Here is a 14,109-nt window from a genome sequence, read left to right on the forward strand (position 1 = left end):
AATTTTAGTTATTAGTTTTAAATGGAAAGTTAAGAATTAGAAATTAGATATTTCACATAAATATAATTATTAGGTAACCTACTGCAATGGCTACAATAGTAGCTACAAAACCAGGAATTTGGAACGAGTGGTTCAGCACGTACTTGCCTATGCGAGTGGTGCCTGTTCTATCGAAATTGATAGCAGCTACTACGGTAGGATAATTAGGGATAAAGAAATAGCCATTCACCGCAGGGAACATTGCTATCATTGCCATTGGGTGAATGCCTAAGGCAATCCCTAACGGATAAAGAGTTCGTACCGTAGCGGCTTGACTAAATAAAAGAACAGACATTACAAAAAGGGCTACTGCAAAGAGGAAAGGATATTGAGTAACTATTTGTTCAATGTGCATTTTGAAGAACTCAATATTGCCATTGAAAAAAGTATCTCCCATCCAAGCAATCCCAAAAATAGCTATCACGGCTTGCATACCTGCAATAAATACTGAGCCTTTTACTGCTTTGTTGATGTCTACTCGAGCAAAGATAATCATCAAGCCAGCGATAGACATCATTATAATTTCGATGAGTTGGGTCATTCCCATTTGTACTTTCTCACCTCCTACTTCAAAAGATGGACGCAAGGTATCAATAGAACCAAAAAGTACGATAGAGAGGACTCCTATAAGGAAAATAATCACTGACGTTTTGGCTCTTTGGAGGTCTTTACCGGTCATTTGAGAAGCGGTATGACTTTCTTTTTCTAAAAGACCTTCACGTAAACGGCGTTGGTATTCAGGGTCTTTTTCGAGAGGAACGCCCATAAAACTCACGGCTATAGCGCCTACAATTACCCCTATGAGCGTAGCGGGGATACACACCATCAGGATGTTGCCTAACGTAATACCTTTACTACCTAAGAGCTCAGCTGAAAGTAAAGCGGCTGTAGCTGCCGAAATAGGGCTGGCTGTAATAGCCTGTTGCGAAGCTATTACCGATATAGAAAGGGGACGCTCAGGGCGTACCTTGCTATCGGTAGCAATTTCGGAGATGATAGGCAAAAGCGAATAGGCAATGTGGCCTGTACCTGAAAACAAAGTAAAAAAGTAGCAGACTACAGGCGCCAAGAAGGTAATCATAGCAGGATTTTTACGCAGAATTTTCTCGGCTACCTTCACCAAATAATCTAAACCTCCCGCTGCTTGCAATGTAGCAGCCGCTGTAATAACTGCTACAATGATAAGCATTACATCGATAGGCGGATTACCAGGTTTGAGTCCGAAACAAAAGACCAGAATTCCTAAACCTATCATACCGAAGATACCGAGCCCAATACCTCCTACTCTGGCTCCTAGAAAGATAGCGAGGAGCACGATTAATAATTCTATATATATCATATTCAATGAATAATTGACAATAACAATTAGCAAATACTAATTTTGGGTCAAAGATACGAAAGTTTTTGAAAACAAAAAAGAAAAAAAGAATATTTTTTAAAATAAAAAGAACTTCTAAATTTAGGAGATAACTTATACTTAGCTTATAGGAAGCTTATAGGAAGCTTATACGAATCTTGGACGATTGGTATAGAAAGGGTATATAAACACCTGATATACAATAGTTAAAAATAATATAATTTCTATAATTCAGTTAATTTCCATTTTTTGATTTTTTAAGATTTTTGTATATAACATTAAAAATTCTTTTCAATGTCGAACGGAGATCATTCGCAATTATTTGCTACCTTTGCCCTCAAAAATAACGTTATGGAATTTACCTACACTTTAGCCGATATCGATACTATTGCGAAAAAACTTCTTCCTCACTTACACTGCAAAGTGGTGATTTTTAGAGGAGGAATGGGATTTGGCAAAACAACACTCATCAAAGCCTTGGTGCGTGCCTTAGGTAGTACAGACAATGTGAGCAGTCCTACTTTTAGCCTTGTGAACCCTTATGAAGGTGCTGATAGTCGTATTTACCATTTTGATTTTTACCGTATCAAAAACGAGGAAGAGGCTTTTGATATTGGTTTTGAAGAATACCTCTATTCGGGCGATTGGTGTTTTATTGAATGGGCGGAAAAGGTTGAAAAATACTTGCCTGATACTTATACCACAGTCGAATTGATACAAATAGATAAAAACTATAGAAAATTAGTAATTAGCAATTAGAAAATTAGCAAATTGATAAAATGCTCGTGCGGCTCGCACCAAATTATGATTAAACACATTCTCAATTTTAAACGTCCTTCGGGGACATCAAGAGGGGTTCTTACCTCCAAAGAGACCTTTTTTTTGGTAATAGAACAAGAGGGCAAAAAAGGCATAGGAGAATGCAACCTCTTTCGTGGGCTTAGTGCCGATGACGTACCTGATTATGAGGCTAAATTGCAATGGGTAGAACAACACTTACACTTGGGAGAAAAGGCTTTATTAGAAGAGCTCAAGACTTTTCCGTCTATACAATTTGGGGTGGAACAAGCATTTAGGTCGGTAGCAGCTCCACACTGGTACGAGCTCTTTCCTTCGAACTTTACGAAGGGAAAAGACGCTATACCTATCAATGGACTCATTTGGATGGGCTCTCCCGACTTTATGAAAGCGCAGATAAAAGAGAAACTCGCTCAGGGTTTTCGCTGTATCAAAATGAAGATAGGAGCGATCGACTTTGAAGAAGAATACCGTATTTTGAAAGCCTTGCGCAATGAGTTTTCAGCAAGCGATATAGAAATACGGGTAGATGCTAATGGTGCGTTTCAAGCAAATGAAGCTCTGAGATATTTAGAACGCTTGGCTACTTTGCAATTACACTCTATTGAGCAACCTATACGCGCAGGACAGTGGGAAGCAATGGCTGAACTGTGTGAGCAAACACCTCTGGCCATTGCCCTTGATGAGGAGCTGATAGGGATATTTACAAGGGAAGAAAAACAACGACTTCTGAGAGATATACAACCGCAGTATATCATTTTAAAACCTTCGCTCATAGGAGGCTATCGAGGTTCTGAAGAATGGATAACTCTTGCCGAAACATTGGGTATAGGTTGGTGGGTAACATCGGCTTTGGAGAGCAATATAGGGCTTAATGCCATTGCACAATGGACGTACACACTTCGCAACCCAATGCCCCAAGGCTTAGGCACGGGAACGCTGTATACAAACAATATACCTTTCCCTTTGTATGTGGAAAACGGACATTTAGGCTTTAATCCTTGTGAGCGCGTAACATTTCCCTTTTCATAGGCGGACCAGGCAATCGCTCGACCGTAAAGCCACAAGCTTGCATCGCACGGCGCACACTGCCTTTGGCGGCGTAGGTTACTAAATAGCCTCCAGTTTTGAGAGCGGCGTACATCTGTTGGAAAATAGCTTCTTGCCACAATTCAGGTTGCACTTGCGCCCCAAAAGCATCGAAATAAATAAGGTCGAAAGTATCGGTATCGTTAATAGTTTCAAAACGTTGTAATCGCTTTTTGAAACTAAAAGAGGGTGATAGGGTAATGAGTTTGTTCCAGATACAGCGATGCATTTGTTCAAAGATAGGAGTAAGTGTAACATCGTTCAGCAATTGCGAAAAATTCATCTGTGAGGCTTCGTCCCACGAAAGCGGATAAGCTTCTACTGTTTCATACTGAATGTTGAGTTGCAAGGATTCGTGCTCTTTGTAAGTAGCTAGAGCATTGAGCCCCGTGCCAAATCCTATTTCTAAGATAGAGATACTTTGGTGGTCAAATAGTTGCAGGCCGTTTTTGATAAACACGTGCTGAGTTTCTTGGAGCGCGCCGTGTACTGAGTGATAGGTCTCGTGTAACTGCGGAATATAAAAGCTGGTAGAGCCATCAGAGGTTTTTATAAGTTCGTGAGTCATTATTCAGGTGAAAGATAAAAGATAACAAGTAATCGTTTAATAGTTAGTGTGTTGAAAAATATAGGTAAAGATTTTTGTGTTTTACGCGACAAAGTTAAAAAATATTTCGTACCTTTGACAAAAATTTAGACAAAATCAAAAACTAAAACAATATGAATTTAAAGATTGAAAAAGTAAAAGAAAGTCGTATTAACCAGATAGACTTTTCAAAACTGAGTTTTGGTAAAACTTTTGCTGACCATATGTTTATCTGCGAATACAAAGATGGACAGTGGCAAAACCCAACCATCAAACCTTATGCTCCTATAACCCTTGAGCCTTCGGCAAGCGTATTCCACTACGGACAAGCTGTTTTTGAGGGAATGAAAGCTTATAAGGACGACAACGGACACGTTTTTCTATTTCGTCCGCAAGAAAACTACAAACGTATCAATAAATCCTGCACACGATTAGCAATGCCTGAGTTTCCTGAAGAATGGTTTGACCAAGCTCTCCGTACTCTTGTAGATATTGATAGTGAGTGGATAAAACCTGGATTTGGCAATGCCCTCTATTTGCGCCCATTTATGATTGCTACTACTGCTGGTGTGCAAGCGGCTCCTGCTAAAAACTACCTCTTTATGATTATTACTGCCCCTGTACAAGCTTACTACAAAGGCGATGTAAAAGTAAAAATAGCGGACTATTATAGCCGTGCTGCTAATGGTGGTTTTGGTTTTGCTAAAGCAGCAGGTAACTACGCAGGTCAGTTTTTCCCTACCCAAGAAGCTGCCAATGAAGGTTACCAACAAGTGATGTGGACAGACGATGCTACACACCAATTCTTAGAAGAAGCAGGTACAATGAACCTATGGTTCCGTTTTGGTGACACCCTTGTTACTTGCCCTACTAGTGAACGTATTCTCGATGGGGTAACTCGTAAAAGTATCATTGCAGTAGCCGAAAAATTAGGTATCAAAACCGAAGTACGCCCCGTGAAAGTAACCGAACTTATCGAAGCAGCTGAAAAAGGTGAATTGAAAGAAGCGTTTGGTTGTGGAACAGCAGCTGTGATTAGCCCTATATCTGGATTTGGCTATAAAGGCAAAGATTACAGCGTAAATCGTCCTGCTGAATTATATACCGATAAAATCAAGCAAGCTATACTTAACATTCAGTATAACAAGGCAGAAGACCCCTTCGGCTGGAGAGTGCAAGTAAAGTAAGAAGAAAATAATTTGTGAAAAAGTTGTGAAAAAGTTTGCAGGTTTCAAAAAAGGTCGTACCTTTGCACCCGTAAAACAAGAACAACAATGGCCTCGTGGCGCAACTGAATAGCGCATCTGATTACGGCTCAGAAGGTTACAGGTTTGAATCCTGTCGAGGTCACTAAGAGGTAACGTACTTCCACTCAAAGCGTTACCTTTTATTTTTAGTACGGTAATCCCATTTGTAATTATTCAAAAACGACAAGGTAAACGTCAATCTAAAAATAATTACATTATGGTTACAAAAACAATGGACGGGTGTAGCTACTCCGAACTATGGGTGTCCCCTGCCAACTGGCAAAAAGCTACTAAAAAAGACTTGGATAAAGATTGGTATGTACAATGCGTTTTCTTTGACCCTCGTTTTGAAAAGAAATACCCTAAGGGCTTTCCCTATCGAAAAAAGGCTAACAGACCTAATACGATAGAGGAACGAAAAGCGATGATTTCTTTTCTTCTTAAAAACATTCCCCAGCAACTTGACAATGGTTTTAATCCTATCCTCAAAAAGTACGTGAGCGTTCACAAGGAGGGTCTTTACCCTGAATTGCACTTTATTGAGGCTTTTAGGCGTGCATTGGAAATAAAAGTAGGTACTAAAAAGCACCTATACGAAATACAATGCGCTATCAATAGACTTGAAAAAGCGTGTGAAGCTCTCGATTTGCAAGCCGTTAAAATTAAAGACTTGCGAAGGGTGGACTTAAAGCGAATGCTGGACTGGTTGCGACTATCCGACAAATATTACAATAGGTTTGTGATATACTTCTCCAGCTTATACCGTGAGCTAATAGAGTACGAATGCTGCGAAAGTAACATTACGAGGGATATATACCCTAAAAAGGTGATTAAAGAAGTCCGTACTATACTTACCGCTGATGAACTTACAAAAGTAAAAAACCACGTGCGATTTATTAACCCCGACTTTTATAGGTATATGATGATATTCCTATATTCAGGGGCACGTAATACCGAACTTTTCAGATTACAACGCAAAGATGTAGATTTGGACAGACAAGAGTTCGTCATACTCCTTGAAAAAGGCGGGCAGTACAAACGATGTACAAAGGTGATATTATCCCCTGCATTAGAATTTTGGGAAGAGATATGCAACAAGTGTAAAAGCGATAACGACTACCTTTTTGCACTTGATTTTGTTCCTAATAAGAAAATGGGTCATACCGAGATTGTTACAAGATTTTGGAAGCGACACGTAAAAGATAAATTAGGTATTGAAGCTGATTTTTACGCCCTCAAACACTATATGCTTGATAATTTGGACAGCGATACGGCTATGCTTTTAGCTTCGCACACTAACCAAAACACAACGGCTATATACCAAGTGAACAAGGCTAAAAGGGAGCGGGAACGTTTAAAGAAATTGGAGATACAGATATAGAAAAAATATCTGTTAGTTTGAAAATGAAAAATTATTACTATCTTTGCCTTGAAAATATACAAGTGAGTAATGAAAGACAACGATTTTAAAATAATATTTGATAGCGAAAGGAACGAAGTAGACGTGGAAACACTAATAGGTTGCCTTATGCACACTTCTAACATCATTCAGGAAGTGAATAGAAGTTTACAGACAGAAAAGAAGATTGAGGTAAAAATAAAAGCATTGGAAAAGGGTAGTTTTGAGATACATATTGAGCTTGTAGAAAAACTATTAGAGTCGCTTTTTTCTTCCCAAAATGTTAATTATGCTTCTAATATAATAACTATTACGTGTGGATTGTACGGGTTATCCAAATTCTTAAAAGGAGAAAAACCTCAAAAAACTAATCCACAAGGGGACAGTGTAGAAGTAACCAATGTCAATGGAGATGTTACTGTCATACAAAACAGTGTCTTTAATTTCTTTAATAACAATAAGAGTATAAGGGATAGTATAGCAAAACAATTTTCTGTATTGGAAAAAAGTACTGATGTTTCAGGATTTAGTTTTAATTCCAATAATGCGAATACCTATATATCTCAAAGTGATTTTCCTCTTATTGCTACTAAATTAGACGATTTAGATGGTGTCTCAAAAGAGCCTATAAAAGAAGTGCTTACCGATAAGAAAATATTAATCATTCGCCCAAGTTTTACCAAAGATTTAAAATGGGACTTTGTTTTTCAAAATCAAAAAATATCTGCTAAAATGGAAGATGAAGAAATGATTAAGATTATAGATAATGGTGAGCAATTTTCAAAAGGGGATTGTATGCTTGTTGATTTAGAAATTACTAAATTCTATGACAGCGAAATTAATACTCATCTTATTACTAAGGATAGTTATAAGATTTTAAAATACAAGCAACATATACAAATCCCTAAACAACAGAAACTTTTTTAAAACTAACATACAATGAAAAGAATAGTATTATTACTGATTGCCCTGCTCGCTGTGGGGTGTTCGAAAAGTGAGGAGAAAATAGTTCCTGATGATTTGAAAGTTTCTTGGACATATATACAAGACAAAGGAGATGAATATAAAGAAAAATATATTAATCTATCCTTTACGTACGATGAATATTTACTAATTGTCATAGAAACAGGATTAGAAAATGGAAAATTTCAAAAGGTATCACGCACTGAAAAAGGAAAGTTTTCATATAGCTACCCTAATCTAACACTAAAAAGTAGTTTAGGGGTTGAAATAAGAGGAATTATTAATGAAAAACGAGACAAACTAACATTATATAATTTTCGTAGTATCCTATTTATTCCAAAGACAAACGATATTACACTTACGCATTGATAATAGAAAAGCCCTCTTAATTGAGGGCTTTTCTATTATCTCATTTTAATTCCTCTTGTCTGCATATCACTTAATATTGTCTTAACACCCGTAAGGTCTTTTCGCATATCGTGCAACTGAAAAGTGTTTACTTCAATTCCCGCAAGATGTTTTAACTGTTGAGCCGACATAGCGTGTAAGTTCTTCAAATCTTCAGAAAGGAATCTTGTACGCTCAGATATTTGAATAACACCATCTTTTGTTTGTTTTTGTAGCTCCGTCATTAATCTAAACTGCCCGCTTAACTCCTCACCAGTGTCCTGAGACATTCTTGCAAAACCTTTCTCTACTGCTTGACGTTGCTCTTTTAGAAAGTCGTAACCTAAATTACTACTCATTTCATTCCAATTTTTTAAGAATTGTTGCATTTCACCGATTTTGCCTTTCATCCTACTGGAAAATTCTGCTATAAGATTCGCAGTAGCATTAGCATATTCTTCACTACTAACATTTCCATCTCCTGCTACTTTGTGCATTTTCTTTTGAAATTCCTTAAAATCTTTCGCAACAAACAACTCATACATCAACTGCTTACCGAGTTTGCTAATAATGTTACCTACTGACTTAGAAAAGTTTTCAAAAGCGTCTTCTCCTTTTTTTAACGAATCAACAACACTATCTATTATAGATGTCCCCATTTCCCCAAAGGTTTTATTAAGATATTCATCAAACTTTTTTTGTGCTTCTAATGCTTGTTCATACTGTTGTATGATGGTTTGTAGAGCTTGTTTCCCTGTTCCTTCAAACTCCTTGTTATTAACAATGCTTTTAGCTAAGTTTACATCAAATTCCCCCGCTTTATTAATTAGTTGTGGATACACTGAAAGTAGACTATTATATTCAGTATGAGATTTTTTCCAAAACCAAGCTCCTGTAGTATAACTACCTGTTGCAATTTTAATATTCTCTAAACCAAGATAATCATCGCCTTCCCTGTTAGGTGACCGATATCCATAACTACGGAAACTTGTGCCAGCGTCCTCATAACGTTTTTTTAGATTAAAACCCATCCTGCGCTCTAAATCGTTCCACAGTCTGTTGTATTCTTTTAAATCACTCAAAGCGTTATTGATGTCTTCCGTGCCGAATATAGATGTATTTTCTTTGTGTAACATCTTCTCTTCCCAAAGTAGTCGATTGTATTCATTCTGTTGGTTTATTTTTGACTGAGCTATTTCTTGTAATTTTTTTTCGTGAGCTAAACGCTCTTTTGCAGCCCCCTCTAAACCTCCTACTCCTAAACCTACAACAGCACCAATAAGAGCCCCCCAGCCCCCTCCTACACTTGCACCCATTTGAGCAAAAGAAAGAGTTTTATTAAGTAAGTTTGCTGTGTTTTGTAAAGTACGCCCTAATTTCTCTAATGATGAGTTACCTGTACTTTGTCCTAATCGCTCAAACTCTTGCCCTAACTGTCCAAATTGTCCTGTGATTGATTGTGCCGACGACAACATACCATTGAACGCTTCCTGCCATTCGGCGGTGTTGGGTTTGGCTTTGAATAGATTTTTGATGTTTGTACCGAGTTTGCCAAAAACGGTATCGCTACGCTCGGCTGTCTCTCTTGTTTGTTCAAGTTGCTGGCGTAGGCTTTGGATATATTCTACATTATCCTTATCGCCCATATCAAGGTTGCTCGCCAACCGGTCTATTTCAGCTTCTGCCTCTGCTATGGTTTGGCGTATTTCCTTGATGGTCTTTTTGCGCATATTCTCAAAGAGTTTAGCAATGGCTGTACCCTCTTTTTTGTAGAGTATATCCAACTTTTTGAGTTCTCGTGCTTTTTCATCTTGTGCTTTTTTGACTTGTGGAGCGTCTGCGCCTAATTTAGCTTGCAAAGCGGTAATATCGGCATTGTATTTCTCCTCAATAGCTTTACGTTGGTCGGTGTAGGTTTGGTACTTTTCTAATAAGTCCTTATACACTTGTTCTTGCTGAATACGTTGGTACTCTGCATTGGAAGCTAAAAGCACCTTTTCGTTTTCAGCAAGGCGTGCTTTTTCGGCATTGATAGTAGGAGTATTGGTATCAAAGGCTTGTCCTTTTTTCCATTTGCCTTGTGCTTCTGCCTTTTGTTTTTCGGTTTCGATGAATGCGTTTAGCTGGTCTTCTGAACGCCTTCTAATTTCCTCTTCTTGCTTGTCGTATTCCAATTGAATGATAGCAAGGCGCTTTTCCGCCCCGTCTTTCATTATTTTGATACGCGACTCTTCACGAGCAAAAAGGTCGTCTTGAATTTGTCGGTTGTGGTCTCTTTGGGCTTTTTCAGTGTCGAAATCAGGGAGGGTATTTTTAGTAGCCCTTGCCTTGCTACTTCCTGACGGTTTCACTGTGAAGTCGTTGTACTCTTTTTTTGCTTGTTCTAACTTTTCTTTGGCATCAGAGATGGCTTTTTTATAATCGCTTTCGGTTCTATACCCTGCTTTGTTGTTGGTAATATCCGATAGTGCCTTTTCAGCATCTTTAACAGCTTTGGCGTACTTCTTAGATAGGTCAGTATAGTTGTAAGTTTGTTCGTGTAACTTATCTATTTGTCCTTTTAATACTTGTGATTGTGCTTGTAATTCTTCTTTATTGAAGGAATACCATTCATTACCAAACTTCACTCCGTGTGAAGCCCATTTTTTACCCTCTTTTTCTTGTTTTTGCAAGTCAGCAATGAGACGTTGTCGATATTGTAGTTGTTTTTGAAGCTCATTTTCAGGTAGGGTTTTAAGGTTCTTTTTCCAATCAGATAAAGCTGTGTTTTTGATACCTTTTTTAAGGTCGTTTTGGTGGTTTTTGAGCATTGATTCTAAATACTCGCGTTGCTCTCTTTCAGTTACACTTTGATATCCAAACATATTTAACCAACCCATTCCTCTACCAGTGTTGATAGCGTTATTTAATGGTTTTAGATATGCTTGCGGGTTCTTATTAAACTCTTCTAAGTCCTTTTTAGCTTTTCTATACCCATTAATTTTGTTTATTTCAGAACGTCTGCTATCCTCATTGGCTATTTCCTTTTTGAGTTTAAGAATATCAGCAAGTTTAAGCGTTTCAATATCATATTTTTCAAATATTTTAGGGTATGTTTTAATAAGCTCATTGAGAGCTTCGCTCCTTTCAGTGTCTGCAAGAGCTTGGTTATTGACGGTTTCAATAAGTTCATCGACGTGCTGTTTATGAGCTTTTTCACTTTCAATGGTTTGTTGTTTCTTGTCGTTGTAGTCTTTTGTAGCCTTTTCGGCTGCTGTGGTGTTATCCCTTAATAGAATATAAGATGTTGCTAAACCTACCACAGCAGTAGCTACAAGCACATAAGGATTTGCCATCATTACAGCATTAAGTGCCCCAGTAGCTACTGTTGCTGCTTTTGTAGCAAGTGTCTGAATTCCTTTTGCGATAGCATCCTCTTTGGCAGCAATTGCCCATCCCTTAGTGAGAGCAATATTTACCAATACAGCGGTGCGATATGTGCCATATGTGGCAATGAGTCCCGCAATTACCTTCCCTAATGTTTGATAGTTCTCTACTAAGAAAGAAACCGCAGAAATAGCCCCTGAAGTTATACCCTCAGAAGGTTACAGGTTTGAATCCTGTCGAGGTCACGAAAAAAGCTCCAACAAAGTTGGAGCTTTTTTTATTTTAATGAACGTCGTATAAGGAAAATAAATATACACAATTTAAATCTTAAAACAAAGTAGTGGCATAATAAACATTTCCAAGAGCTTTAAGTTCTTGGAAATGTTTATTTTTATAATGATGTAAATACTTAAAAACTTTCCTCTTAAAACCTAATCTTATTTCTTATAGAGCTCCAAGTATTCCCGTACGATTTCAAAGTCGTCAAAATGGTGTCTAACGCCTTTAATTTCTTGGTAAGTTTCGTGTCCCTTACCGGCGATGAGAATGATGTCCCCCTTTTTGGCATTCTTGCAAACGGATTGTATTGCCTGACGACGGTCGGTGATGGTTTGTACTTTGTGAAAGTATTGTGGCTGTACCCCTTGTTGCATTTCGGAAAGAATCGCCTCAGGTTCTTCGTTTCGAGGATTGTCGGAAGTGAGGATTACATTATCGCTGAGGGTTGTTGCTATATCAGCCATTATAGGGCGTTTACCTTTATCGCGATTGCCTCCACAGCCCACTACGGTAGTGAGGGTCTCGTTGTGAGTGCGTATATCGTTGATGGTTTTCAGAACGTTTTCAAGGGCATCGGGGGTATGAGCATAATCCACTATGGTAATCACTCCCGTAGCCGATACGGCATACTGAAAGCGCCCTGCCACAGGTTCTATGGCGCTGATAAGAGTAAGCGCTTCGAGTTCGTCAATACCCAATAGAGTAGCTGTAGCATATACCGCCAAAAGGTTATAAGCATTAAACTCACCTATGAGTTTTGTCCATACCTCGTGCTGATTGATACGCAACAGCAAGCCGTCAAATCTACTCTCAATGATATATGCCTTATAATCTGCGTGAGTTTTGAGTGCGTATGTTTTCTTTTGAGCTTTGGTATTTTGTAACATAAAAGCCCCATTCTTATCATCGTTGTTTACTAAAACAAAAGCGGTAGCGGGTAACGCATCAAAGAAACGCTTTTTCACATCGCGATAGGCAGCAAAGGTTTTGTGATAGTCGAGGTGGTCGCGGGTGAGGTTAGTGAAAATACCTCCTGCGAACTGTAGCCCTTCAGTACGATGCTGGTCGATGCCGTGAGAGCTCACTTCCATAAAGCAGTATTTCACCCCTTGTTGTACCATTAAGTGCAGATAATGATTCAGTTGAAGAGGGTCGGGGGTGGTGTGAGTTGCTTCAAAGCGCTGGTCGTCTACGTATACCGCCACTGTGGAGAGTAACCCCGCTTTTTGTCCTGCTTTTCTAAACAATTGGTAGAGTAACGTTGCAATAGTAGTCTTTCCGTTAGTACCTGTTACGCCTACTAAGGTAAGTTTCTCGGAAGGATTGCTATAGAAGTTAGCTGCAATCAAGGCTAAAGCACTATGACTATTGGGAACTACTATATAACTTACACCAGGCAAGGACTGTTGAGGTAATTGCTCACATACGATGGCACTAGCGCCACTGCGTATAGCTTGGTCTATGTATTCGTGTCCGTTAGACTGAGTACCAGTGATGGCAACAAACATACTTCCCTTTTCGACCTTTCGAGAGTCGAAGCAAACAGAGGTGATATCTTTATCTTCCACATAAAGAGAAGTTTTTATAGTGATGTTTTTAAGTAATGTTTTTAAGTTCATAATGTTAATTAGTAATTAACCAATTTTTCTATTTGTCAGTGTCATTTTACAAAGGCGAATGTTCAAAAACTTTCTTAGGAGAAGTAACCATTTCATCGAGGCGTTTTGCTATCTTTCCCCATTGGTATTTCTTTTCAGTGAGTTGAATAGGGACATCAAAATAAATATCATTATGAAACAAAAGAGCTTTTCGGTATATTTGTAGATTTTTATTAGGAAATTTATAAGCTACAAATGAGAGCATCTCATCAAATGAAAATCGCATCGACAAATAGGCTATATCAATAAAATCTTTCAACCGCGTACCATTATCGGCAATAGCTAAGAGTTTCATTGCAATAATATCCTGCAAACTGAATAGCCTTATACCTCCTATGTTTTGTATCTGTTCACACAAAGGAGTATTAAAAGTAATAAAGTCTATTTTAACTCCTTCTATACTTCCTTTTAGAGTATTGCGAGCCTTATTGTCAGTAAGAAAGTTATATTGCTGAGATAGATAAAACTCTAATTCAGTATTATCAAAATCTTCTAACGAAAACAAATCTAAATCAATACTAGTGCGATGTCCTAAATACAGGGCTATAGCAGTACCTCCAGCTAAATAGAATTTATTCAGCTTTTCATCTTTCATCAAGATTTTCAGGAGTTCAAAAGTTGCTCCCGGTACTGTCTGTTCTTGTAACATTGTAAATCGTTTAAATCTATTTGAAATGCCTTTGAAACGAAATTCATATCCCTTTCGTTTAGGTAAGGCACTTGTTTTACTATTTCTATAAACGCTTCCAAGCCTCCATACAATTGCATAGCGGCATAAAAATCGTTGTCCCATCCTCTTTCTACAATGCGTTGTACAACTATTACTTTACCTTTCTCCCAATCAAAGATAGAGAGGTCGTAGTCCCAAAGTAAAGTAGGAGAAACTTTTAAAGGGTCTTTGTCTTTCCAATCATCAAAAAGCATTATTTTTTAGTTGTTAG

General features: G+C 38.1%; 12 protein-coding genes and 1 tRNA gene. 7 read left to right on the forward strand and 6 right to left on the reverse strand.

The features are described from left to right. Nucleotides 1-52: 52 nt before the first annotated feature. Nucleotides 53-1,378: an anaerobic C4-dicarboxylate transporter family protein gene (locus HMPREF1528_RS04975; protein WP_016478884.1), complete on the reverse strand. Its 1,326-nt coding sequence runs from the start codon at nt 1,376-1,378 to the stop codon at nt 53-55. A gap of 312 nt (nt 1,379-1,690) precedes the next feature. Here HMPREF1528_RS04975 and tsaE point away from each other — a divergent pair, with 312 nt between their 5' ends. Next, nucleotides 1,691-2,155 carry a tRNA (adenosine(37)-N6)-threonylcarbamoyltransferase complex ATPase subunit type 1 TsaE gene (gene tsaE, locus HMPREF1528_RS04980; protein WP_016478885.1) on the forward strand — a complete coding sequence of 155 codons (465 nt, stop codon included), beginning with the start codon at nt 1,691-1,693 and terminating at the stop codon, nt 2,153-2,155. Between the two features lie 45 nt (nt 2,156-2,200). After that, a complete protein-coding gene (locus HMPREF1528_RS04985) occupies nt 2,201-3,226 on the forward strand; it encodes an o-succinylbenzoate synthase (RefSeq protein ID WP_016478886.1) in 1,026 nt (341 codons plus the stop codon). Here HMPREF1528_RS04985 and mnmD read toward each other — a convergent pair. After that, nucleotides 3,189-3,851 (reverse strand): tRNA (5-methylaminomethyl-2-thiouridine)(34)-methyltransferase MnmD, encoded by a 663-nt coding sequence (gene mnmD / locus HMPREF1528_RS04990; protein WP_016478887.1) that lies wholly within the window; start codon nt 3,849-3,851, stop codon nt 3,189-3,191. The two genes, HMPREF1528_RS04985 and mnmD, sit on opposite strands and share 38 nt — an antisense overlap. A gap of 152 nt (nt 3,852-4,003) precedes the next feature. Between mnmD and HMPREF1528_RS04995 the strand changes: the two genes are divergently transcribed. The 5 genes from HMPREF1528_RS04995 (at nt 4,004) to HMPREF1528_RS05015 (ending at nt 7,847) form a co-directional block, all read left to right on the forward strand. Continuing rightward, nucleotides 4,004-5,056: a branched-chain amino acid aminotransferase gene (locus tag HMPREF1528_RS04995; RefSeq protein WP_016478888.1), complete on the forward strand. Its 1,053-nt coding sequence runs from the start codon at nt 4,004-4,006 to the stop codon at nt 5,054-5,056. A gap of 89 nt (nt 5,057-5,145) precedes the next feature. After that, nucleotides 5,146-5,219, forward strand: a tRNA-Arg gene (locus HMPREF1528_RS05000). A 114-nt stretch (nt 5,220-5,333) separates the two neighbouring features. Then, nucleotides 5,334-6,497, forward strand: a complete 1,164-nt coding sequence (locus tag HMPREF1528_RS12910; protein ID WP_016478889.1) for a tyrosine-type recombinase/integrase — start codon at nt 5,334-5,336, stop codon at nt 6,495-6,497. 69 nt (nt 6,498-6,566) lie between these two features. Continuing rightward, nucleotides 6,567-7,442, forward strand: a complete 876-nt coding sequence (locus HMPREF1528_RS05010; protein ID WP_016478890.1) for a hypothetical protein — start codon at nt 6,567-6,569, stop codon at nt 7,440-7,442. Between the two features lie 12 nt (nt 7,443-7,454). After that, nucleotides 7,455-7,847, forward strand: coding sequence for a hypothetical protein (locus HMPREF1528_RS05015; RefSeq protein WP_016478891.1), 393 nt, complete (start codon nt 7,455-7,457; stop codon nt 7,845-7,847). A gap of 35 nt (nt 7,848-7,882) precedes the next feature. Here the strand turns inward: HMPREF1528_RS05015 and HMPREF1528_RS05020 are convergent, their stop codons facing one another. The 4 genes from HMPREF1528_RS05020 to HMPREF1528_RS05035 form a co-directional block, all read right to left on the reverse strand. Continuing rightward, a complete protein-coding gene (locus HMPREF1528_RS05020; RefSeq protein WP_016478892.1) occupies nt 7,883-11,326 on the reverse strand; it encodes a hypothetical protein in 3,444 nt (1,147 codons plus the stop codon). Nucleotides 11,327-11,668: 342 nt separating this feature from the next. Then, on the reverse strand, nt 11,669-13,129 hold the full coding sequence (locus HMPREF1528_RS05025; RefSeq protein ID WP_016478893.1) for a UDP-N-acetylmuramoyl-L-alanyl-D-glutamate--2,6-diaminopimelate ligase: 1,461 nt from the start codon (nt 13,127-13,129) through the stop codon (nt 11,669-11,671). Nucleotides 13,130-13,175: 46 nt separating this feature from the next. Next, entirely contained in the window at nt 13,176-13,817 is a 642-nt protein-coding gene (locus HMPREF1528_RS05030; protein ID WP_016478894.1) for a nucleotidyl transferase AbiEii/AbiGii toxin family protein, read from the reverse strand. Then, nucleotides 13,772-14,092: a DUF6922 domain-containing protein gene (locus HMPREF1528_RS05035; protein ID WP_016478895.1), complete on the reverse strand. Its 321-nt coding sequence runs from the start codon at nt 14,090-14,092 to the stop codon at nt 13,772-13,774. Before HMPREF1528_RS05035 ends, HMPREF1528_RS05030 begins: the two co-directional genes overlap by 46 nt. Nucleotides 14,093-14,109 lie beyond the last annotated feature (17 nt).

Origin of the sequence: Capnocytophaga sp. oral taxon 336 str. F0502, assembly GCF_000411575.1 — a bacterium.
GTDB lineage: Bacteria > Bacteroidota > Bacteroidia > Flavobacteriales > Flavobacteriaceae > Capnocytophaga > Capnocytophaga ochracea.

Excerpts from the sequence above, each read along its gene's own strand:
- HMPREF1528_RS04975 (WP_016478884.1), bottom strand. The coding sequence starts at position 1,378 with ATGATATATATAGAATTATTAATCGTGCTCCTCGCTATCTTTCTAGGA.
- tsaE (WP_016478885.1), top strand. The coding sequence starts at position 1,691 with ATGTCGAACGGAGATCATTCGCAATTATTTGCTACCTTTGCCCTCAAA.
- HMPREF1528_RS04985 (WP_016478886.1), top strand. The coding sequence starts at position 2,201 with ATGATTAAACACATTCTCAATTTTAAACGTCCTTCGGGGACATCAAGA.
- mnmD (WP_016478887.1), bottom strand. The coding sequence starts at position 3,851 with ATGACTCACGAACTTATAAAAACCTCTGATGGCTCTACCAGCTTTTAT.
- HMPREF1528_RS04995 (WP_016478888.1), top strand. The coding sequence starts at position 4,004 with ATGAATTTAAAGATTGAAAAAGTAAAAGAAAGTCGTATTAACCAGATA.
- HMPREF1528_RS12910 (WP_016478889.1), top strand. The coding sequence starts at position 5,334 with ATGGTTACAAAAACAATGGACGGGTGTAGCTACTCCGAACTATGGGTG.
- HMPREF1528_RS05010 (WP_016478890.1), top strand. The coding sequence starts at position 6,567 with ATGAAAGACAACGATTTTAAAATAATATTTGATAGCGAAAGGAACGAA.
- HMPREF1528_RS05015 (WP_016478891.1), top strand. The coding sequence starts at position 7,455 with ATGAAAAGAATAGTATTATTACTGATTGCCCTGCTCGCTGTGGGGTGT.
- HMPREF1528_RS05025 (WP_016478893.1), bottom strand. The coding sequence starts at position 13,129 with ATGAACTTAAAAACATTACTTAAAAACATCACTATAAAAACTTCTCTT.
- HMPREF1528_RS05030 (WP_016478894.1), bottom strand. The coding sequence starts at position 13,817 with ATGTTACAAGAACAGACAGTACCGGGAGCAACTTTTGAACTCCTGAAA.
- HMPREF1528_RS05035 (WP_016478895.1), bottom strand. The coding sequence starts at position 14,092 with ATGCTTTTTGATGATTGGAAAGACAAAGACCCTTTAAAAGTTTCTCCT.